The following is a 19,084-nucleotide window of genomic DNA, read 5'->3' as shown; positions in this document are numbered from 1 at the left end:
GGAAAAGTGCGGGGCGAGTAACGAAAAGCTGTCTGGATGGTCAGGGGGTTTGGCTTTTTAGCGCCTGAAAGGGTTTTTGCGTTAAACCTGCGGGCCATTTGCCAGTCGTAGTTCCTATAATCAGCCGATTTTTGGCCTACCGTTTCATGCAGGCGTCGCAGTTCGGGCGCTGAATCGTAATCAGGAGCTCTGTGCAATGACGCGCCCTCGTAAAATTCTCGCCTGGGTTTTCGGCAGCCTCGTGCTGCTGATGGCCCTGCTGGTGGTGATCATCGCGTTCTTCGACTGGAACCGGATCAAACCGCCGCTCAACACCAAAGTCTCCGAAGAACTGCACCGCCCCTTTGCCATCAACGGCAACCTGACGGTGGCCTGGAAGCGCGAAGTCGAGGAAGGCGGTTGGCGCGCCTGGGTGCCATGGCCGCACGTGGTAGCCGAGGACTTGAGCCTGGGTAACCCGGACTGGTCGAAAAAGCCGCAAATGGTCAGTCTCAAACGCGTCGAGTTGCGGATCTCGCCGTTGGCGCTATTGGCACAACGGGTAGTGATTCCGCGCATCGACCTCACAGAGCCGAATGCCGACCTGCAACGCCTGGCCGATGGTCGCGCCAACTGGACCTTCACGTTCGATCCGAACGCCAAACCGTCCCGCTGGGTGGTAGACATCGGTGCAATCGGCTTCGACAAGGGCCACGTCACGCTCGATGACCAGAGCCTCAACACTCAGCTCGATCTGCTGATCGACCTGTTGGGCAAGCCGATTCCATTCAGCGACATCGTTGGCGATAAAGCGGCGAAGAAAGCCCTGGAGAAGGGCTCGGCGCCGCAAGACTATGCGTTCGCGCTGAAGGTCAAAGGCCAATACCACGGTCAGAAACTGGGGGGCGAAGGCAAGGTCGGTGGGTTACTGGCGTTACAGGACGCTGCCAAGCCGTTTCCGTTGCACGCGCAAGTGAAGTTTGCCGACACCAGCGTCGAGCTGGCCGGCACCCTGACCGACCCGCTGAACCTCGGTGCGCTGGACCTGCGCCTGAAACTGGCCGGCACCAGCCTGGGCAATCTTTATCCCTTGACCGGTGTACCCCTGCCGGCTTCGCCGCCTTACACCACCGACGGTCACTTGATCGCCAACCTGCGCCAGGCGGACGGTGCGACGTTCCACTACGAGGCATTCAACGGCACCATCGGCAGCAGCGATATTCACGGCGACCTGACGTATGTCGCCAGCCAGCCGCGGCCCAAGCTCAGTGGTGCGGTAGTCTCCAACCAACTGCTGTTCGCCGACCTCGCGCCGTTGATCGGCGCCGACTCCAACGCCAAGCAAAAGGCCCGTGGCGGTGAAAGCAAGCAGCCGGCGGACAAGGTGTTGCCGGTCGAGGAGTTCCATACCGAGCGCTGGCGCGATATGGACGCGGATGTCGAATTCACCGGCAAACGCATCGTTCAAAGCGAGAAGCTGCCGTTTACCGATCTCTATACGCACCTGGTGCTCAACGATGGTCAGATCAGCCTGGAGCCGCTGCGCTTTGGCGTAGCGGGCGGCAAACTCGATGCGCAGATCCGTCTGAACGGCCTTGTCATTCCGTTGGAAGGACAGGCGAAACTGACCGCGCGCGGCTTCAAGCTCAAGCAACTGTTCCCGAGCTTCGAGACGATGAAAACCAGCTTTGGGGAACTCAACGGTGACGCCGATCTCGCGGGTCACGGCAACTCGGTGGCGGCGTTGCTGGGCAGCGCCAATGGTGATCTGAAGCTGTTGATGAACGACGGTGCGATCAGTCGCCAACTGATGGAGTTGGCCGGGCTGAATGTCGGCAATTATGTGGTCGGGAAAATCTTTGGCGACCAGGACGTGAAGATCAACTGCGCGGCGGCCGACTTCGGTATCAAGACCGGTCTGGCAACCTCCCGGCTGTTTGTGTTCGACACCGAGAACGCGATCGTCTACATCGACGGCACGGCGAACATGGCCACTGAGCAGCTCGACCTGACCATCTCGCCAGAGTCCAAGGGCGTGCGGCTGATCTCGTTGCGTTCGCCGCTGTATGTGCGCGGCAAATTCATCAAGCCGGACGCCGGTGTGAAGGGTGTGCCATTGATGCTGCGGGGCGCGGGGATGGTGGCGCTGGGGGTGATTGCAGGTCCGGCGGCGGGGCTGCTGGCACTGGTGGCGCCGAGTGGCGGCGAGCCGAATCAGTGCGTGCCGTTGCTGGCGCAAATGAAAGAGGGCAAGGCACCGGTGACGGTCAAGCCGACCAAATAGTCGGCTGTAAGTGATCGTTCCCGCGCGGGAACGATCATCGCAGTCAGCGGCGGCACCTACAGGCGTTCGCGTGATGGCTGCGATTTTGGCAAGAGCCCCGAAAGCTTTGCTTCTTCATCCAGCCATTGAAAAAACGCCCGCACCGGTGGATGCCGTTCGCGTCCGGGTACACACAGTGCGCTGTAGCCGGCGCCGTCCACCTGAACCTCAGGGCGATAACCGACCAGCAAACCACTGGCAACACTTTCCGACACCAGAATATTGCTCGCCAGCACCAGGCCCTGGCCGGCAATCGCCGCTTGCAGGGCGTAATGCTCTTCGTCGTATTCACGCGTGACGGGGTGGTGACTTAACCAGGTTTCCCCGGCTTGTGCGCACCAGGCTTCCCAGCCATGGGCGTAGAGCCTGGAATTGTGCCAGTTCACGCTGATCAGCGTCGGTGGCCGGCTGCCAGCCAGCGCGACTTGCTCGGGCGAACCGTAGACCCCGAATTGCTCATCGAACAGGCACTGGCCGTAGAGGTTCGGATAGTCGTCGAGGCTGTAGCGGATCACCAGGTCGACGCTTGCGTCCTGATGCAGGTCGATGACCTCGCAGTGGGTGTCCAGCCGCAGTTTGATGTTTGGGTGGCTGGCGTAAAACCGTCCCAGACGCGGCACCAGCCACAACGTGGCAAAGGCTGCCGTGGTGGAAATCATCAGCGTGCTGCCGCTGCGTTGCGGGCGCAGGGTGTCGACGCTTTGCGCCACTTCGAGCAAGGCGCCATGCAGGCTGCGGAACAGCCGTTCACCGCAGCCGGTCAGTTTCACGCGGCGCGGCAAGCGCTCGAACAACGGCACCCCGAGCCAGTTTTCCAGCGAACGGATTTGATGGGAGATCGCCGTCGGCGTCACCGACAGTTCATCGGCAGCCGCTTTGAAGCTCAGCAGCCGTGAGGCGGATTCGAACGCGCGCAGGGCGGTCAGGGGTAGCGAGGCAAACATCCGGAAAACTCCATGGATGAAATGGATTCATCCTGACTGACTTTTGCTCATTTGAAGAGGAGCAGCCGAGAGCGTCAAGCTTTAAGCCACAAGCTTTAAAGCAGCCAAGTCTTTCGAGTTTAGTCAGTTCAGGAGATTGAGATGAGTAAAATTCTTGCGATACACGCCAGCCCTCGCGGTGACCGTTCGCATTCGCGGCGGTTGGCCGAAGTGTTTCTTGCCGCCTGGCAGGCCCATCATCCGCAGGCGCGGTTGACCCGTCGGGAAGTCGGCCGGGCGTTGATTCCACCGGTCAATGAAGCGTTCATCGCCGCCGCGTTTCATCCTGAGCCCGAGTCTCGGCCGCTGTCGATGCAGGCCGACCTGGCGCTCAGCGATGAACTGGTCGGTGAGTTGCTCGGCCACGATTTGCTGGTGATCTCCACGCCCATGCACAACTTTAGTGTGCCCAGCGGCCTCAAGGCCTGGATCGATCAGATCGTGCGCCTGGGCCTGACCTTCAATCACAGCCTGGACAACGGCATCGCTCAATACGAGCCGTTGGTGAAGGGCAAAAAAGCCCTGATCATCACCAGCCGTGGCGGTTTCGGTTTTGGCCCCGGTGGCGACAACGAAGCGATGAACCACGCCGATGCGCTGCTGCGCACCGCACTGGGATTTATCGGCATTGACGACATCACCGTGGTCGCGGCCGAAGGCGAAGAGTCTACCGAGCGGACGTTTGCGGTTTCATCCGCCGAGGCTGAGCAACGCTTGTTGGCGCTGTCCAGGGTGTTTTGAGATGGCCTGGGGGTTTCTGCTGATTGCCGCCGCGTTCGAAGTGACGTTCGCCATGGGCATGAAATACGCCGAAGGCTTCACCCGGCTGTGGCCATCGCTGGTCACCGTGGCGGCCGCCATCGGCGGGATCTACTTCCTGACCCTGGCCATGCGCGAGCTACCGGTGAGCATCGCCTATCCGATCTGGACCGCCATCGGCTCGCTGGGCACGGTGCTTCTGGGGTTTGCCTTGCTGGGCGAAAGCCTGACGCTGATCAAATTGCTGTCGGTAGGGTTGATCGTGGCGGGGGTGGTGGGGTTGAAGTAGGGGGGCTGGAATGTCATAGACTGGTCGTGAAGGTGTCATTTTCGGTGGCGATGCTCGTGGCCGACGCCTGTATCCCACCTTGGGCCTTCTTATCGATTACAAGGATGTCTGCCCATGTCGCAAGAGACCGCCACGCGCTACCCCTTGGTGCTGGTCCCGGGAATGCTCGGCTTTATTCGCCTGCTGTTCTACCCCTACTGGTACGGGATCATCTCGGCGCTGCGCCGGGGTGGGGCGACAGTGATCGCGGTACAGGTTTCGCCGGTCAATTCCAATGAAGTGCGCGGTGAAGAGTTATTGGCGCAAATCGATGAAATATTGCGCGAAACCGGAGCGGGCAAAGTCAATCTGATCGGCCACAGCCAAGGTTCGCTGACCGCCCGTTACGCTGCCGCCAAGCGCCCGGACCAGGTGGCCTCGGTGACCTCGGTGGCCGGACCCAACCATGGCTCGGAGTTGGCGGACTATCTGCACAAACACTGTCCACCCGACAGTGCGAGGGGCCGTGTGCTGAGCGCCTTGTTGCAGTGGGTCGCGTGGTTGATGGGTCTGTTGGAAACCGGCTATCGCGGGCCGAAATGGCCGGTGGATATCGATGCCTCGCACAACTCGCTGACCAGCGAAGGGGTCGCGCTGTTCAATCAGCGCTACCCACAGGGATTGCCCGAGACCTGGGGCGGGCAAGGGCCGGAGCTGGTCAATGGTGTACGTTATTACTCGTGGTCGGGGACCTTGCAACCGGGCAAGACCAACCGTGGCGGCAACCTGTTCGACGGCACCAACCGCAGCTGTCGGTTGTTCGCTAAAACCTTCGTTCGCGAGGCCGGGCATTGCGACGGCATGGTCGGGCGCTACAGCTCACATCTGGGCACGGTGATTGGCGATGAATACCCGCTGGACCACTTCGACATCGTCAACCAGTCGCTGGGACTGGTGGGCAAGGGCGCCGATCCGGTGCGGTTGTTCGTCGAGCATGCGCAGCGGTTGAAGGCAGCGGGGGTGTAAGGACTTTGACCGCGTTATCGTTCATCGCGAGCAAGCTCGCTCCCACATTTGATCTGCGTCGCTCACAAATCCCCTGTGGGAGCGAGCCTGCTCGCGATGGCGTCAGATCAGGCAACACTTACCTTGCGACCCAACACCAAGGTCCAACGCTCCGAAAGAATCACCCCGCCCAGCGTCAGCATCCCACCCACCAGGTGGTACAGCGCCAACTGCTCATGCAGCACCACCGCCGCAATCAATGCGGTAATCAGCGGCAGCAGGTTGAAGAACAGCGTGGTTCGGCTGGGCCCCAGGCGCACCACCGCTTGCATCCACGCCAGTGGCGCGAGCATCGAGGCCAGCAGGCAGGCATAAAGCACCAGCGGAATGTTCTGCAAGGTCGGGCCGACTTTTGGCGAGGCCAGGAACAGCGGAAACAGCACCACCACCGCCACCAGCACCTGCAAATACAACAGCACCAGCGGCGGCAAACGCAGCTGCCATTTTTTCAGCAAGGTGCTGTAGATCGCATAGGCCAGGGTGGCGATCAGCATCATCGCATCGCCCAGGTTGACCCCGTGCTCCAGCAGCGCACCCAGGCTGCCGGACGAAACCACCACCAGCACGCCGGCAAACGACAGCACCGCACCGGCCAGCGCACCGGCGGTCAACCGTTGGCCGAGGCTGATGATCGCCATGGCCAGCGACATCAACGGCATCAGCGACAGGATGATGCCCATGTTGGTGGCCGAGGTCATCGTTGCGGCGAAGTAAGCCAGGCTTTGGTAGACCGCCATGCCGAGCACGCCGAGGACGAAAATTTTGCCCAGGTTCGGGCGAATCACCGCCCAATGGGTCATGACCGGTTTGAGCATGAAAGGCGTGAACAGCATCCCGGCGAGCAGCCAGCGATAGAAACCGATTTCGGCAGGGAAGATCGCGCCGACTGCCAGTTTGTTGATCACGGTGTTGCCGGCCCAGATGAAAATGGCCAGCAGGGGATAAGCGTATTGCATGGGAAAAACCAGAACGTTAATGAAGGGCAATTATCCGCTGTCTGGATTAAAGCCTATACTTCAATCCAGACAATCGGCCCCTGATTTCGGACAGCATGAACAGCAAACACATCGACCTGCTGGACTTCAGCGAACTGCCGGCCCCGGTGTACTTCCGTTATGCCGACTTCGACACCCACGAATATGCCTTGGCCCACCGCCACCCGTGGGGCACCCTCGAATATTCGGCCCATGGTGTTTTGCACATGGAAATTGGCAGCAGTCGTTTCATGTCGCCGCCCCAGTACGCCGTGTGGGTGCCGCCGCAGATCGAGCACAGTTTTTACAGCAATCAACCGATCAACTACCGCGCGGTCTGCCTCGCGCCGTCGTTGTGCCGCGAGCTGCCGCAGCAGGCCTGCACCCTGGCAATCAGTGACATCCTCAAGGCAATCCTCAAGGACTTCGCCGCCCGCGACGTGAAAATCCCTCAACACCCGGCCGATAAACGCTTGGCCGAGGTGTTGGTCGACCAGTTGCAACAAGCGCCGGTGCATAACTGTTATTTGCCTTACGCCAGCAGTAGCGGATTGCTCAGTGTGCTCGAAGCCTTGCAGGCGTCGCCGGGCGACAACCGGCCACTGGCGCAGTGGGCGGAGCAGATCCATGTCAGCGAACGAACCCTGGCCCGGCAGTTTGTTCGAGAGCTGGGCATGAGTTTTGGGGAGTGGCGCCAGCGCGTGCGTTTCCTGGCCTCGATCGAAGCACTGGACAGCCCGCGCAGCATTCAGGAGATCGCGTTCGATATGGGTTACAGCACATCGTCGGCGTTTATCGCGATGTTTCAGCGTCAAGCCGGTTGCACACCCGAGCAGTATCGAAGGCACAAAGTTCTTTGATCGTTTTGACTGCATTCAATGGGGTTGTTTATTAGCTTCTATATATTTTTGAGGGGGGCTTCGTCAGAGTTGTTTCACTGTTGAAACTGTTTTCTGGGGCAACGACTATCTCGGCTTGATCGAGAAAAGTCTTACGGAACTGTCAGCGATGTACTCCATTAATCGCTCGTCGAGCGTTATACGGTTTGTTGTCCGGCTCCCATGCTTTTTGAGTAGGGGCTGTTCAACTAATCCATTAATTCAGGCACTAGCGAATGAGTCGGTCGTCAATAAACAACCCGTCACCTGTTTCAGTTAAAACAAGTGCTCATCACGAACTTGTCAAAAACTCTATTCCTGCCTGGCTGGCCCACTCGACCCCGCAACGACTTCGTGCGTTGAAAGAGGGACGTTCAGCAATCCCCGACTGGATCAAAAACGCCTCCCGGGTTGAACACCTCAGCTTGAAGCAAACCCTGGAGGCGAGTTGGTCTGCGCAGAACGATGTCGACAATATGCTGATGGAGCTGCAAGACGTCTACGCATTTGCCGAACCCTTGCTTCGTCGGGCGTTAAAGGAGAAATACGGCGTTGAAGATGACGTCAGGGAAACATTTCTGAAGTTGTACTTTCCGGTAGCGCTTTCTCCGTGGGTCCACGACTTCCAGGGTGGGAGCACTAGCCGTACCGTTTCCATGCTGGACGCGGCACTGCGTAATTTCTCCAGTCTGGAAGTGCCTTTGCCGGGGTCGGAATTCATCACCCGCCCGGATGCTCTGGGGCATTTCGATGTAAAAGAAGTACGCAAGAAAATGTCTATTCAGCAGTTCAGGGATCTTTGTCGGGAGCTGGATATTGGCGCCCGATATAAAACGTACCTGGAAAGCTATCTACGTCCCGCCGATGGCCTGGCCCGTGGGGTGTTGCAATCCAGAGTCATCAAGAGTCAGAAGGCCGCCCTGAACGCCGCCCTGCAACTGGCACTGGTGAAAAAGCACATCACCAGTGATGCCTGGCTCGTTGTACAGGGCATGATCAAGGGCCTCAAAGGTCTGACGCTGGATGGCATCGCGGTTCGTTATTACTACCTGACAATGATGGACACACGCTTGACCGGCATCCTGCTCATCGCGCCGGATCTGTATGCCTCCGGCAGTGGCAACAGACGAGTCATTGCCTACGTGCCACATGACCCCGAGCATCCACTGAAAGAGTACGCATCACCTGTAGCGTTCCTCAACGAGCTGACGCGACAGCTACGAAACTCCGACACGGAGTTGGCCGAGGGCCAGCGCCCGTCGGGGGGGAGTTATCAGCAGTTTTTCAGCCGTTTCGTGGCTCACCAACAGCGCGGGCATTTTTTTGCAGGCCTCAACCAGCGTCTGACGCAAGTCACCTGGCACCCGAAAGAACCGGGCGTTGACTTGCCCAGCTGGCGAGAAACGCCAGTGGACAATCCGCGCCTGCACTTCAACACCGTGCGCTTTGAAGACGATACCCAACATCGATTTCGCGGCGATGTTTGGGTCTATCTGTACGAGCAACAACTGAACAAAATACTGAACGACGGTCGGGAACTGGTCATCTCCACGGCCGATGCGGACAGTGAGGCTCGCTGGGCGTGGATCGATAATCTGGAAAAAATGCTCGCCGACATCGTGAATGCCGCGCTGATGGTCGTGACGCCGTTCGTCCCGGGTCTGGGTGAGGTGATGATGGTTTACATGGTTTATCAGCTGGTCAGTGAGGTCGTCGAAGGTGTCGTCGATCTGGCTGAGGGTTTGTATCTGGAAGCGGCCGAAAACCTGATCGGTTTCACCGAAAGCCTGATTCAGCTGGGGCTGTTCGGTGCCGGTATGAAAATCGGTAGCGAGGTGGTGCTACCCAGGCTGTCGTCGTTCCTCGAGGGGACTAAACCGGTCACCCTGGCCAACGGCAATCAACGCCTGTGGGGACAGGACCTGGAACCGTACCTGCGAAAGAATCTGCTCCTGTCCTCGGACTCGAGGCCCGATGACCTATGGCTGCATCAGCACGAAGGCAAACCGATCCTGCGCCTCGATACGCGTCATTTCGAACTGACAAAAGACCCGCAAACCGGCAAGCATCGGGTCCAGCATCCCGTCCGGTCAGACGCTTATCAGCCTGTGGTCGAGAGTAACGGCGCGGGTGCATTCGTGATCGAAGGCGAACAGCCCCAATCGTGGGATGAGCACACGCTGATGGCGAGAGTGGGGCCGCTACTTGACGGGTTGGTGGACTCCTTCGGTGACATTCGCACGGTCAGCCAAAGCGACGTCAATGCGCTTCGTCAGATGTACACCGGCAATGAATCCCCATTGCCCTTACTGAGCGACACCGCTGCGCGATTCAGGATCGATCGGGATATTCAGACATTTATCGATCAGATCAGCAGTGAACAACCACAGCATTACTTGAAAGCCGATGCCCGTACACAGCTTCAACTGCTGGATGGTTTGTGGCCCCGTGAAAGGCCACTGCAACTTGTAGCGCGCGATGGAAACATCATTTCGGAGACAGGTTCCAACGGCTCTGCACCTGTGCGGATAGACGAGGGCCGCTTGATCGATGGCGACCTGCTTGAAACCTTGCTGTCGCACCTTGATGAACGTGAAACAAAAACATTGATGGAGCGTGAGCTCGGCGCTTCGGTAGCGACGGCCAAGGCCAATGCAAAAGTGTTGAGGACAGAGCTCGCAAGGCGTGCAAGAGAACAGCGCATGTTCCTGTTCTATGCGCGCTACAACGAACACGGGTTGCGCTGGAATACTCAGGTTCAGTTCATTCGGGAGGAAGTCACGGGTCTGCCAGGCTCGGTGGCTCAAGAGATACTGGCCGTCGCCACCCCCGAGGAGCTGCAAACCATCGCACGCGGGCGGCTGCCATCGCGACTCAAGGGGCTCGCCCTCTATGCGCTTGAAGAAGTGAAGGTGTCGCGCGCTTATGAGGGACTTTATCTGGAATCGGTAGCCAGCACCGATACCGACAAGCTGGTGCTGCATTCGCTTGAAAACCTGCCGGGCTGGTCTGCCGATGTGATGATTGAAGTCAGGCAGTACGAATACGATGGCAGGGTTGTGGACCGTATCGGCAAGGATGATGCGAGGCTCAAACGCACGATGGTCGCGCGTGAAGATGGCACCTTCCAGGCTTACGATGATCGTGGCCGTACCTTGCACTCAGGCACTGACCTCTACTCGTCGATCTTGCAGGCACTCCCGCAGGCTGAACTGAACGATTTGAATCTGCGCAAGAGCGACGTTCAGAGGTTCAAGCAGGCGATACGCGACCACGCTGTAGAGCCTGAGAGGTTGCCAGCGATTCTTTCCCAGTACCCGGCCCCCAGGCCACCGGCTTTCGATCCCGCAATACTTCGCTTGCGTGGCGGTGCTCCTGCGGGCGATGGTGTTGAGCCAGCGCCGCAGAGTCTCCAGGAGACGTTTAACAATCTGGTCGGGTGGGCTTATCCCGCTGACACTCAGCCGTTTGTAAAAAGCGATTATCTGGAAGGGTTGAAGTTAATCAGCGATGACTTGTCCGAATCACACCTGTATTCCCTTTATCTGGCATTTCTCGAGGCATCTAACGCCAACGACCCTTTGACCCGAGCAACAGTGAGGCAAAGCGTTGAACTGTTGCCCGAGCTGAAAAAACTGCTGTCCCCTGAGCAATTCACGGAACTGCTGGACAACATGTTCGCCGACGGCGAACTAACGCCGTTGTCGAGTTCGCAGCGAGAACTGGGCATGACCGCTCGTTACCTGGAGAAAACAGGACGTACGGATCAGTACGAATCGCTGGCCCTCTCCGCGATGGGGAATAACGTACCGGCAGATACAACACTGGCAGACTTGCGTAGCTATGCAAGCGAGTTGCGTTCCCCTGTAGTCAATGCCAAGAGTGCCATCCCGGTCTCGTCATCGACCCTGGCCGATTTGCACATGGCGCAACGCGCGATCACCCGTGCCAAGGAGCTTCTGCCCTTGTCCGGCAATCAACGGCCGAGCATCTGGGAAAAGGGTGGGTCGGCCATCGCGGCGCTGAAAAACCTCCGAAAAATCGACCTCGTAACCGGTTTGCCTACCGCTGAGTTAACCGTTGCCGAAGCTGCGCAGGCCGCCATCAATATCAAAGGGGGGAACTGTTCGGAAAACTCGAAAGTCACGTTTTCGATTCTCGCGAGTCAGCCCCGAACATCGGAAGTGCACATCGTCCGGGCCACCGACTTCGACCATCAATACGTTGTCATCGGCGACTTGAGCCGTCCCGAGCAATTGGTCGTTGCCGATTCCTGGCCAGAGTTTCCCGCTGCCCATCTGACCAGCGAGGGCTACTTCACGTTTGATCCGAAGCCGGTGCTGAGCCTGGCGCCCGGGCCCGCCGTCGCCGAGTATGGGTTTATCGACGATGCGCCACCAGGCCCCGCTGCTACACCGCCTCGGGGTTCGGACGACTCGACGCTCAGGGCGATAAAAATTCCCAAACTGCATGAGAAGGGCTCCTATGCCCAATGGACCTCATTGAAAGAGCTTGGCACTACCTACGCGGCGCGTGATGAGCGTCCGGTTTCTTTCGAGCGGCATAGCGCAGCGGTCATCGAAAGTCGACTCCAGGCCTTGGAGGACTACAACAACGCGATCTATCCGAAGTAACGCCGATTGTTGAGCGGCCTCTTCAAGCCGAGAGCGAGTCATTGAGAACTCGCTCTCGGCTTTTTTGTTTGCCGTCATAGTTGATGGGTGAAGGTGTAACGGCATTTGTCTACACTCCAGTCGAGGCCGCACCCCTCGGTGCGGTAACAAGGAGAAAACTCCATGAAGATGCTGCGTATCCCTTTGTTGATGATCGGTCTGCTGCTCTGTTCCCAGGGCTTTGCCGCCACTGCCCAGCAGAACAAAATGGCCACCTGCAACGCCGACGCCACCGCGAAAGCCCTCAAGGGTGATGAGCGCAAAACCTTTATGAGCACCTGCCTGAAAGCCGCGCCGGCAGCAGAAGCCGCCAAACCGATGACGCCTCAACAAGAGAAGATGAAAACCTGCAACGCCACCGCCACCACTCAGGCGCTTAAAGGCGATGCCCGTAAAACCTTCATGAGCGATTGCCTGAAGAAAAAATAAGCACTCGGGACTGATCACGATCAAGGGTGGGGCGGGGGAATTTGTGGTGATGGTGCTGGCCTCATCGCGAGCAAGCTCGCTCCCACATTTGATCTCGGGTGTTCACAAACCCTGTGTCATGAACAATCCAGTGTGGGAGCGAGCTTGCTCGCGATGAGGCCGGCAAGAACACCGAAATACCGGCGCTGCGCCCGAATCCCTAGTGCTGGCATCGGAAGGCTGGCAGACTGCCAATCCTTTAACGCCGTTTGTTTTGAGGCTGTATGCCAACGTTTTCTCAGCGTCACGTGTTGCTGTTGGTCAGTTGGGTGATCATTTTTGGTGGGTTGCTGCTGGTGATACCACTGCGACTGTTACCCAGTCTGCTGGCCGGGTTGCTGGTGTTCGAACTGGTCAACATGCTCACCCCGCAGTTGCAACGGTTGATCGAAGGACGGCGCGCACGCTGGCTGGCCGTGGCCTTGCTCGGCACGCTGGTGGTCAGCGTATTGGCGCTGATCTTTGCCGGTGCTATCAGTTTTCTGCTGCATGAAGCGGAAAACCCCGGGGCTTCCCTGGACAAATTCATGCTGGTGGTCGACAAGGCGCGAGGCCAGTTACCGCCGTTCATCGATGCTTATCTGCCCGCCAGTGCGGCTGAATTTCGCGTGGCCATCGGCGAGTGGCTGAGCAAACACCTGAGCGATCTGCAACTGGTCGGCAAAGACGCGGCGCACATGTTCGTCACGTTGCTGATCGGCATGGTGCTGGGGGCGATCATCGCCTTGCAGCGGGTCCCTGATCTGACTAAGCGCAAACCCTTGGCAGCCGCGCTGTTCGACCGTTTGCACCTGCTGGTTCAAGCGTTTCGCAATATCGTCTTCGCACAGATTAAGATATCCCTGCTCAACACCTTCTTCACCGGGATCTTCCTGGCGGTGATCCTGCCGTTGTTCGGGATCAAGCTGCCGCTGACCAAAACCCTGATCGTGCTGACCTTCCTGCTGGGCTTGCTGCCGGTGATCGGCAACCTGATGTCCAACACGCTGATCACCATCGTTGGCTTATCGCTGTCGATCTGGGTCGCGGTGGCGGCGCTGGGGTATCTGATCTTCATCCACAAGCTGGAGTATTTCCTCAACGCGCGGATCGTCGGCGGGCAGATCAGTGCCAAGTCCTGGGAGTTGCTGCTGGCAATGCTGGTGTTCGAGGCCGCGTTCGGCCTGCCAGGGGTGGTGGCGGGGCCGATCTATTACGCGTATTTGAAGAGCGAGTTGAAGCAGATCGAGATGGTTTGATCCAGCAGATGTATTGCCTGACCTGACGCCTTCGCGAGCAAGCCCGCTCCCACATTTGCTCAGCTGTGTTCACAAATAGTGTGTTCACAGGAGATCCAGTGTGGGAGCGGGCTTGCTCGCGAATGGCGCACCCTGGTTTCTGATCAGGCCATGTTGCCGTAACGCTTCATGGCCTCGATCGCCAACCCGCTGCCGATGCTGCCGAAGATATTTCCTTCCACATGCTGCGCATTCGGCAGCATCGCCGACACGCTGTTACGCAGCGCCGGAATCCCGCTCGAACCACCGGTGAAGAACACCGTGTCGACCTGATCGACGCGCACATTGGCGTCGTTCAACAGCTGGGTCACGCTGTTACGCACCCGCTCCAGCAAGTTGTCGATGGCCGACTCGAACAGCGCCCGGCTCAGCTCCACGCTCAAACCCGGCTCGATCCGGTCCAGCGGCACGTGGCGACTGTCGGCGTGGGTCAGCTGGATCTTGGTCTCTTCCACTTCCATCGCCAGCCAATGCCCGGCGCGCTGGTCGATCAACTTGAACAAGCGGTCGATACCACCGGTGTCTTCGATGTCGTAACGCATGCTGCCCAGCGCCAGGGTCGACTTCTGCGAGTACACCGAGTTGATCGTGTGCCAGGTCGCCAGGTTCATGTGGTGGCTGGTCGGCATGTAGGCGCCGCTCTTCATCCGGCTGCCGTAGCCGAACAGCGGCATCAGGCCCTGCAAGCTCAGTTGCTTGTCGAAATCGGTCCCGCCGATGTGCACGCCGCCGGTGGCGAGGATATCGTCGTGGCGGTTGTCATGGTTGCGACGTTCCGGGGACAGGCGCACCAGCGAGAAGTCCGAAGTACCCCCGCCGATGTCGACGATCAGCACCAACTCTTCCTTTTCGATGGTCGACTCATAGTCGAACGCCGCTGCAATCGGTTCGTACTGGAACGAGACATCCTTGAAACCGATGGCGCGGGCCACATCCACCAGAGTGTTTTCGGCTTCCTGGTCGGCCATTTCATCGTCATCGACGAAAAATACCGGGCGCCCCAGCACCACTTCTTCGAATTCCCGACCAGCGGCGGTCTCGGCACGCTTCTTCAGCTGGCCGATGAACAGCCCGAGCAGGTCCTTGAACGGCATCGCGGTGCCCAGAACGCTGGTATCGTGCTTGATCAGCTTGGAACCCAGCAGGCTTTTGAGCGAGCGCATCAAGCGGCCTTCGTAGCCTTCCAGGTACTCGTGCAGCGCCAGCCGGCCGTACACCGGGCGGCGTTCTTCCATATTGAAGAAGACCACCGACGGCAGGGTGATCTTGTCGTCCTCCAGCGCGATCAGCGTTTCCATGCCAGGGCGCAGCCAGCCGACAGTGGAGTTGGACGTGCCGAAGTCGATACCGCAGGCACGGGCTGGAGATGCGTTTTTCATGTCTTTCGAGTTCCGGTTAAAAAACGGCCGCGCAGTGTATGTCAGAGCGGCGCAGAATCGAAGGCCGACTATCCGCTAAATTCAAGGTCTTCGCTCACTTGAAAGACTATCCTTGTTCCCCAAACTTACAGGCATGAGCCTGGCAGCCACTCTGCGATCAAGTGATCCGCCCCGGCTGCCGATAAACTTCTGATGCGCTGCCCGCTCCCAACCTTGAGATCGGTCAAGCCCGCGACCGCCAATCGGCGCAGGCTGTGCGGGTGGCGCGATATCGATAACGGATGGTGATTCCCTCGATGGACTTCAAAGACTATTACAAGATTCTCGGTGTGGAGCCGACCGCTGACGATAAGGCGATCAAGGCCGCCTATCGCAAGCTGGCGCGCAAATACCACCCCGACGTCAGCAAGGAAAAAGACGCCGAGGCCAAGTTCAAGGACGCCTCGGAGGCCTATGAAGCGCTGAAAAGCGCCGACAAGCGCGCCGAATATGACGACTTGCGCAAATACGGCCAGCACGGCCAACCGTTCCAGGGCCCGCCGGGTTGGCAGGGACGAGGTGGTTCGGGTGGTTTTGGTGGACAGGATGGCGGCGACTTTTCGGACTTCTTCAGTTCGATCTTCGGTAACCGTGGCCCGGGTTTCGGGGGTGGACAGTCTGGCCGCAGTGCCGGTCGTCGAGGGCAAGACGTGGAAATGGAATTACCGATTTTTCTGGAAGAAAGCCTCTCGAACGAATCGAAGAAGGTCAGCTTCCAGGTGCCGCAGTACAACGCTGCCGGCCAGCATGTCAGCAACACCAGCAAAAGCCTGAACGTGAAAATCCCGGCCGGGGTGACCGATGGTGAGCGCATTCGGCTCAAGGGCCAGGGCGCACCGGGTGTCGGTGGCGGCGCCAATGGCGACCTGTACCTGACCATTCGTTTTGCGCCGCACCCGAAATTCGACGTTGAAGGTGAAAACCTGATCATCACCTTGCCGCTGGCCCCGTGGGAACTGGCGCTGGGTGCCGAAGTCGCGGTGCCGACCCTGACTGGCAAGATCAACCTCAAGGTTCCGGCCGGCAGCCAGAACGGCCAGCGCATGCGCGCCAAAGGCCACGGCCTGTTGAACAAGGCAGGCCAGCGCGGTTACCTGTTCGTGCAACTCAAGGCGGTGATGCCCAAGCACACCGACGATGACGTCAAGGCGTTGTGGCAGGAGCTGGCGAAGAAAGCCGCTTTTAATCCGCGGGAGCATTTTTGATCCTGGAACTCTGGAGTCACTGACAATGAGCAGCCCCCTGATCGTTCAACTGGACATGGCAGAATTCTGTGAGGCGACCGATTTGTCGGACGTCTACGTGATCGAAATCGTCGAACACGGCATCCTCGAGCCTCAGGGCGCACTGCCCAAGGATTGGCGTTTCAACGCCTACGAACTGGCGGTCGCCAAGCGCGCCGCCAAGTTGCGCCGCGACCTGGAACTGGAATGGGAAGGCGTCGCCCTGGCGCTCGACCTGCTCGAAGAAGTGCAGCAACTGCGCGCCGAGAATCGCATGCTCAGGCAGCGGTTGGGGCGGTTGGTGATCGAGTAGCTCAACATCAAAAAATCGCAGCCTGCGGCAGCTCCTACGGATGTACACCAATCCACTGTGGGAGCGAGCCTGCTCGCGATGGCGGTCTGACAGCTGACCAATCTCTTGCATATGTACACCCATCAAAACTGTGGGAGCGGGCTTGCTCGCGAAGGCGGACTGGCAGTCAACTGAGATGTTGAATGTGATGAACTCTTCGCGAGCAAGCCCGCTCCCACAGTCCAGTGTTACGGCGCCTCTGGCTGATCGAAACTATCCAGCGCTCGGTTCACCAGCAGTTCCCCCAACGAAATCATCTGCTGGATCGCCAGCGCCACATGTCGGCGTGTGCCTTCGAGCTCAAATGCCAGGTCGCTGGCCAGCACATTGACCGAGGCGAGTGTTTCCGAGGCGTGGGCCAGCAGGGTTTCGTTATCCAGATCGGGGATGACCGCGAAGATGTTGGAGGGACGTTTGTCGGGCAGGTTGGCTTGGGGGAAGGGCGGTTTGAGGTGATGATCCAGCGCCCGCTCAGCGGCTTCGTGGAGTTTTTTTGAGTCAGTGGTGGCGTAGGGCGAGGTGCTTGGGGTTTCAGGGGGATTTGGGGTGACTTTGTGCATGGTGACGCTCCGTTTATTTGGTTGGAGCTGCCACATTCGTTTCCAGGCGAAAGGGTGGCAGCTGTGAGCGGGCTGGAAAACCGGAGCAAAACGGCAAACCCGGCAGACCCGAAGGTCTCCCGCACACAGCCGCCATAACAGTGAACTGCTGGCGCAAAAAAAACGCACCGCAGTATGTCATGTGGCGCGTAGTTACGCCGTGTTGCTCAGCAGGTTTCCAGGCCCGGCCGCTGCATGGGCAGCGACCCTTGGAGATTAGTGATCGACCTTCCCACCCGCAACCGTCAAAACGCGTCGGACCATTCCCGGTTTTCGCTCAACCGTTAAACATCGCCACCGGCTTCTACAAAACCACCCGCGATACCCTCGGCAACACCACGCTGAACGTCGTGCCTTCGGCCTCGCTGGAGCTGACTTCGATCGTGCCCTGATGCGCATCCACCACTTGTTTGACGATGAACAAGCCCAGCCCAAGACTGGTGGAAGGGCCGGCGAGTTCTTCGCTGGCGCTGCGCACCAGCGGGTCGAAAATCGTCGGCAGTGCGTCGGCGGGAATCGGCTCGCCATGGTTGTGCATGGTCAGCGTCACCTGATCTTTTTCTCCGTTGATGCACAGGGTCACCGGGCGGTGATTGGTACCGTGCTGCAGGGCGTTGCCGACCAGGTTTTGCAGCAATTGGTCGAGGCGCGCGCGGTCCCAGACACCGTGAGTGTCGCCTTCGACTTTCAGTTGTGAATGGCAGTCCGGCTGCCCGGCGCCGGCCTCGTCCAGCGCCGCTTTTGCGGCGGCGGCCAGGTCCATCGGAGCCGGTTCGATGGGCAGGTCGCTGCCCAAGCGGTTGCGCACCAGTTCCAGCAAGTCGTTCACCATCGCCGCCATGTGTCGGGCGCTGCTCTTGATGCTGGTCACGTAGCGTCGGGCGTCGGCGTCCAGCTTGGCCTTGCGCAGCAGTATCTCGGTGGACATGTTCACTGCTTGCAACGGTGCGCGCAGGTCATGGCCGAGAATGGCCAGGAAGATGTCTCGTGAGCGATTGGCCCGCTCGGCGTAGGCCGCGGTGGACTCGGCCAGGGCTTCGTCGATGGCTTCGTTGAAACGGATCATGTCCTGCAAGTACGCCAGGTCCGGCGACTCCAGGCTGTTGATCCACAGGCGAATCACGCTGGCCCGCAAGTGGCGGAACTCAGAGGTCATCTGTACCAGGTCAAACCCCACGTTATGCCGAAGCTCGCCATGGCTGGCCGCAGCCTTGTCCAGGCTCGGGGTTTTTTCCGGGCCTTCACCCCTGGCCTTGGCCGCTTGTTCACGGGCGGTCTGGGCGGTCTGCATGTCACGGGAAGCGGCCAGCAGGATCGACTTGGCGTGGTCGCGCAAGAGTGCCCGGTCCATGGATTCAGGCTCAGGGGCAATGGATTGGGCGAACTGTTCCCATTCATCGACGATGCGATCGACGTGTTGCACGATGAATTCAGCTAAGCGCATGGTCGAAGGCTCCGAGCGGTGAGCACTGGAAGTGCTTGCATCATAACGCCATGGTGCAGCGGTAAAACAGCGTGTAACGGACGCATAAGACCAACGGAAAGCCATGGCGGTATTTATATAGTTTCGATCCTTTAATGTTCGAACTATCAGCGTGTTCTCATGGGCAATTCCGAGCAGGTTTTTAGTCTTTTGTTTTATCAGGCACGACTTAACCTAAAGAATCTTATGGCTGTTTTTGGTTGTGACATGATGTCTGAATTAAATCGGTTTGACCTTGTTGCTGGACGTGCTGTTTTTCGACGAGAGAATAACGCTGTTCATGATGAGCGTGTTGTTCAAGCGCTACCGAGCGCAATAAAAGAAGCACCGCCGGCCCGATTGTCATTACTGGACGGGACACG

The 19,084-nt window shown here is 58.8% G+C and carries 15 protein-coding genes; 10 read left to right on the top strand and 5 right to left on the bottom strand.

What is annotated here, in order from left to right; genetic code table 11:
• Positions 1-196: 196 nt before the first annotated feature.
• Entirely contained in the window at positions 197-2,263 is a 2,067-nt protein-coding gene (locus AC1RKH_RS05505) for an AsmA family protein (protein WP_493062139.1), read from the top strand.
• Between the two features lie 56 nt (positions 2,264-2,319).
• Here the strand turns inward: AC1RKH_RS05505 and AC1RKH_RS05500 are convergent, their stop codons facing one another.
• Entirely contained in the window at positions 2,320-3,246 is a 927-nt protein-coding gene (locus AC1RKH_RS05500) for a LysR substrate-binding domain-containing protein (RefSeq protein ID WP_493062140.1), read from the bottom strand.
• A 141-nt stretch (positions 3,247-3,387) separates the two neighbouring features.
• On the opposite strand from AC1RKH_RS05500, the gene AC1RKH_RS05495 reads away from it, so the two are divergent.
• From AC1RKH_RS05495 to AC1RKH_RS05485, 3 genes are all read left to right on the top strand, one after another.
• Complete coding sequence (locus AC1RKH_RS05495; protein ID WP_493062141.1) at positions 3,388-4,026, top strand: FMN-dependent NADH-azoreductase; 639 nt, start codon at positions 3,388-3,390, stop codon at positions 4,024-4,026.
• Position 4,027: 1 nt separating this feature from the next.
• Complete coding sequence (locus tag AC1RKH_RS05490; protein WP_493062142.1) at positions 4,028-4,333, top strand: DMT family transporter; 306 nt, start codon at positions 4,028-4,030, stop codon at positions 4,331-4,333.
• A gap of 114 nt (positions 4,334-4,447) precedes the next feature.
• Complete coding sequence (locus AC1RKH_RS05485; protein WP_493062143.1) at positions 4,448-5,338, top strand: esterase/lipase family protein; 891 nt, start codon at positions 4,448-4,450, stop codon at positions 5,336-5,338.
• Positions 5,339-5,445: 107 nt separating this feature from the next.
• On the opposite strand, the gene AC1RKH_RS05480 is transcribed toward AC1RKH_RS05485, so the two are convergent.
• Positions 5,446-6,333 carry a DMT family transporter gene (locus AC1RKH_RS05480; RefSeq protein WP_493062144.1) on the bottom strand — a complete coding sequence of 296 codons (888 nt, stop codon included), beginning with the start codon at positions 6,331-6,333 and terminating at the stop codon, positions 5,446-5,448.
• 95 nt (positions 6,334-6,428) lie between these two features.
• On the opposite strand from AC1RKH_RS05480, the gene AC1RKH_RS05475 reads away from it, so the two are divergent.
• From AC1RKH_RS05475 to AC1RKH_RS05460, 4 genes are all read left to right on the top strand, one after another.
• Positions 6,429-7,211: an AraC family transcriptional regulator gene (locus tag AC1RKH_RS05475; protein ID WP_493062145.1), complete on the top strand. Its 783-nt coding sequence runs from the start codon at positions 6,429-6,431 to the stop codon at positions 7,209-7,211.
• Positions 7,212-7,465: 254 nt separating this feature from the next.
• Positions 7,466-11,863 carry a dermonecrotic toxin domain-containing protein gene (locus tag AC1RKH_RS05470; protein ID WP_493062146.1) on the top strand — a complete coding sequence of 1,466 codons (4,398 nt, stop codon included), beginning with the start codon at positions 7,466-7,468 and terminating at the stop codon, positions 11,861-11,863.
• A gap of 162 nt (positions 11,864-12,025) precedes the next feature.
• Complete coding sequence (locus AC1RKH_RS05465) at positions 12,026-12,331, top strand: PsiF family protein (RefSeq protein ID WP_493062147.1); 306 nt, start codon at positions 12,026-12,028, stop codon at positions 12,329-12,331.
• 263 nt (positions 12,332-12,594) lie between these two features.
• Complete coding sequence (locus AC1RKH_RS05460) at positions 12,595-13,608, top strand: AI-2E family transporter (protein WP_123423733.1); 1,014 nt, start codon at positions 12,595-12,597, stop codon at positions 13,606-13,608.
• A 143-nt stretch (positions 13,609-13,751) separates the two neighbouring features.
• On the opposite strand, the gene AC1RKH_RS05455 is transcribed toward AC1RKH_RS05460, so the two are convergent.
• Positions 13,752-15,026, bottom strand: coding sequence for an Hsp70 family protein (locus tag AC1RKH_RS05455; RefSeq protein ID WP_493062148.1), 1,275 nt, complete (start codon positions 15,024-15,026; stop codon positions 13,752-13,754).
• A 296-nt stretch (positions 15,027-15,322) separates the two neighbouring features.
• Between AC1RKH_RS05455 and AC1RKH_RS05450 the strand changes: the two genes are divergently transcribed.
• Both AC1RKH_RS05450 and AC1RKH_RS05445 read left to right on the top strand, forming a co-directional pair.
• Positions 15,323-16,270: a DnaJ C-terminal domain-containing protein gene (locus tag AC1RKH_RS05450; RefSeq protein ID WP_123424074.1), complete on the top strand. Its 948-nt coding sequence runs from the start codon at positions 15,323-15,325 to the stop codon at positions 16,268-16,270.
• 25 nt (positions 16,271-16,295) lie between these two features.
• Positions 16,296-16,601: a chaperone modulator CbpM gene (locus tag AC1RKH_RS05445; protein WP_493062149.1), complete on the top strand. Its 306-nt coding sequence runs from the start codon at positions 16,296-16,298 to the stop codon at positions 16,599-16,601.
• A gap of 227 nt (positions 16,602-16,828) precedes the next feature.
• Here the strand turns inward: AC1RKH_RS05445 and AC1RKH_RS05440 are convergent, their stop codons facing one another.
• Positions 16,829-17,200 (bottom strand): DUF6124 family protein, encoded by a 372-nt coding sequence (locus AC1RKH_RS05440; protein ID WP_493062150.1) that lies wholly within the window; start codon positions 17,198-17,200, stop codon positions 16,829-16,831.
• A gap of 343 nt (positions 17,201-17,543) precedes the next feature.
• Entirely contained in the window at positions 17,544-18,683 is a 1,140-nt protein-coding gene (locus AC1RKH_RS05435) for a sensor histidine kinase (protein WP_493062151.1), read from the bottom strand.
• Positions 18,684-19,084: the final 401 nt, after the last annotated feature.

Source organism: Pseudomonas sp. GW822-FHT06B12 (genome assembly GCF_058799675.1).
This window is presented reverse-complemented; position numbering and strand designations above follow the sequence as displayed.

What these genes read in the sequence shown, in the direction of transcription:
- AC1RKH_RS05505 (WP_493062139.1), top strand. Translation starts at nt 197, where the DNA reads ATGACGCGCCCTCGTAAAATTCTCGCCTGGGTTTTCGGCAGCCTCGTG.
- AC1RKH_RS05500 (WP_493062140.1), bottom strand. Translation starts at nt 3,246, where the DNA reads ATGTTTGCCTCGCTACCCCTGACCGCCCTGCGCGCGTTCGAATCCGCC.
- AC1RKH_RS05495 (WP_493062141.1), top strand. Translation starts at nt 3,388, where the DNA reads ATGAGTAAAATTCTTGCGATACACGCCAGCCCTCGCGGTGACCGTTCG.
- AC1RKH_RS05490 (WP_493062142.1), top strand. Translation starts at nt 4,028, where the DNA reads ATGGCCTGGGGGTTTCTGCTGATTGCCGCCGCGTTCGAAGTGACGTTC.
- AC1RKH_RS05485 (WP_493062143.1), top strand. Translation starts at nt 4,448, where the DNA reads ATGTCGCAAGAGACCGCCACGCGCTACCCCTTGGTGCTGGTCCCGGGA.
- AC1RKH_RS05480 (WP_493062144.1), bottom strand. Translation starts at nt 6,333, where the DNA reads ATGCAATACGCTTATCCCCTGCTGGCCATTTTCATCTGGGCCGGCAAC.
- AC1RKH_RS05475 (WP_493062145.1), top strand. Translation starts at nt 6,429, where the DNA reads ATGAACAGCAAACACATCGACCTGCTGGACTTCAGCGAACTGCCGGCC.
- AC1RKH_RS05470 (WP_493062146.1), top strand. Translation starts at nt 7,466, where the DNA reads ATGAGTCGGTCGTCAATAAACAACCCGTCACCTGTTTCAGTTAAAACA.
- AC1RKH_RS05465 (WP_493062147.1), top strand. Translation starts at nt 12,026, where the DNA reads ATGAAGATGCTGCGTATCCCTTTGTTGATGATCGGTCTGCTGCTCTGT.
- AC1RKH_RS05460 (WP_123423733.1), top strand. Translation starts at nt 12,595, where the DNA reads ATGCCAACGTTTTCTCAGCGTCACGTGTTGCTGTTGGTCAGTTGGGTG.
- AC1RKH_RS05455 (WP_493062148.1), bottom strand. Translation starts at nt 15,026, where the DNA reads ATGAAAAACGCATCTCCAGCCCGTGCCTGCGGTATCGACTTCGGCACG.
- AC1RKH_RS05450 (WP_123424074.1), top strand. Translation starts at nt 15,323, where the DNA reads ATGGACTTCAAAGACTATTACAAGATTCTCGGTGTGGAGCCGACCGCT.
- AC1RKH_RS05445 (WP_493062149.1), top strand. Translation starts at nt 16,296, where the DNA reads ATGAGCAGCCCCCTGATCGTTCAACTGGACATGGCAGAATTCTGTGAG.
- AC1RKH_RS05440 (WP_493062150.1), bottom strand. Translation starts at nt 17,200, where the DNA reads ATGCACAAAGTCACCCCAAATCCCCCTGAAACCCCAAGCACCTCGCCC.
- AC1RKH_RS05435 (WP_493062151.1), bottom strand. Translation starts at nt 18,683, where the DNA reads ATGCGCTTAGCTGAATTCATCGTGCAACACGTCGATCGCATCGTCGAT.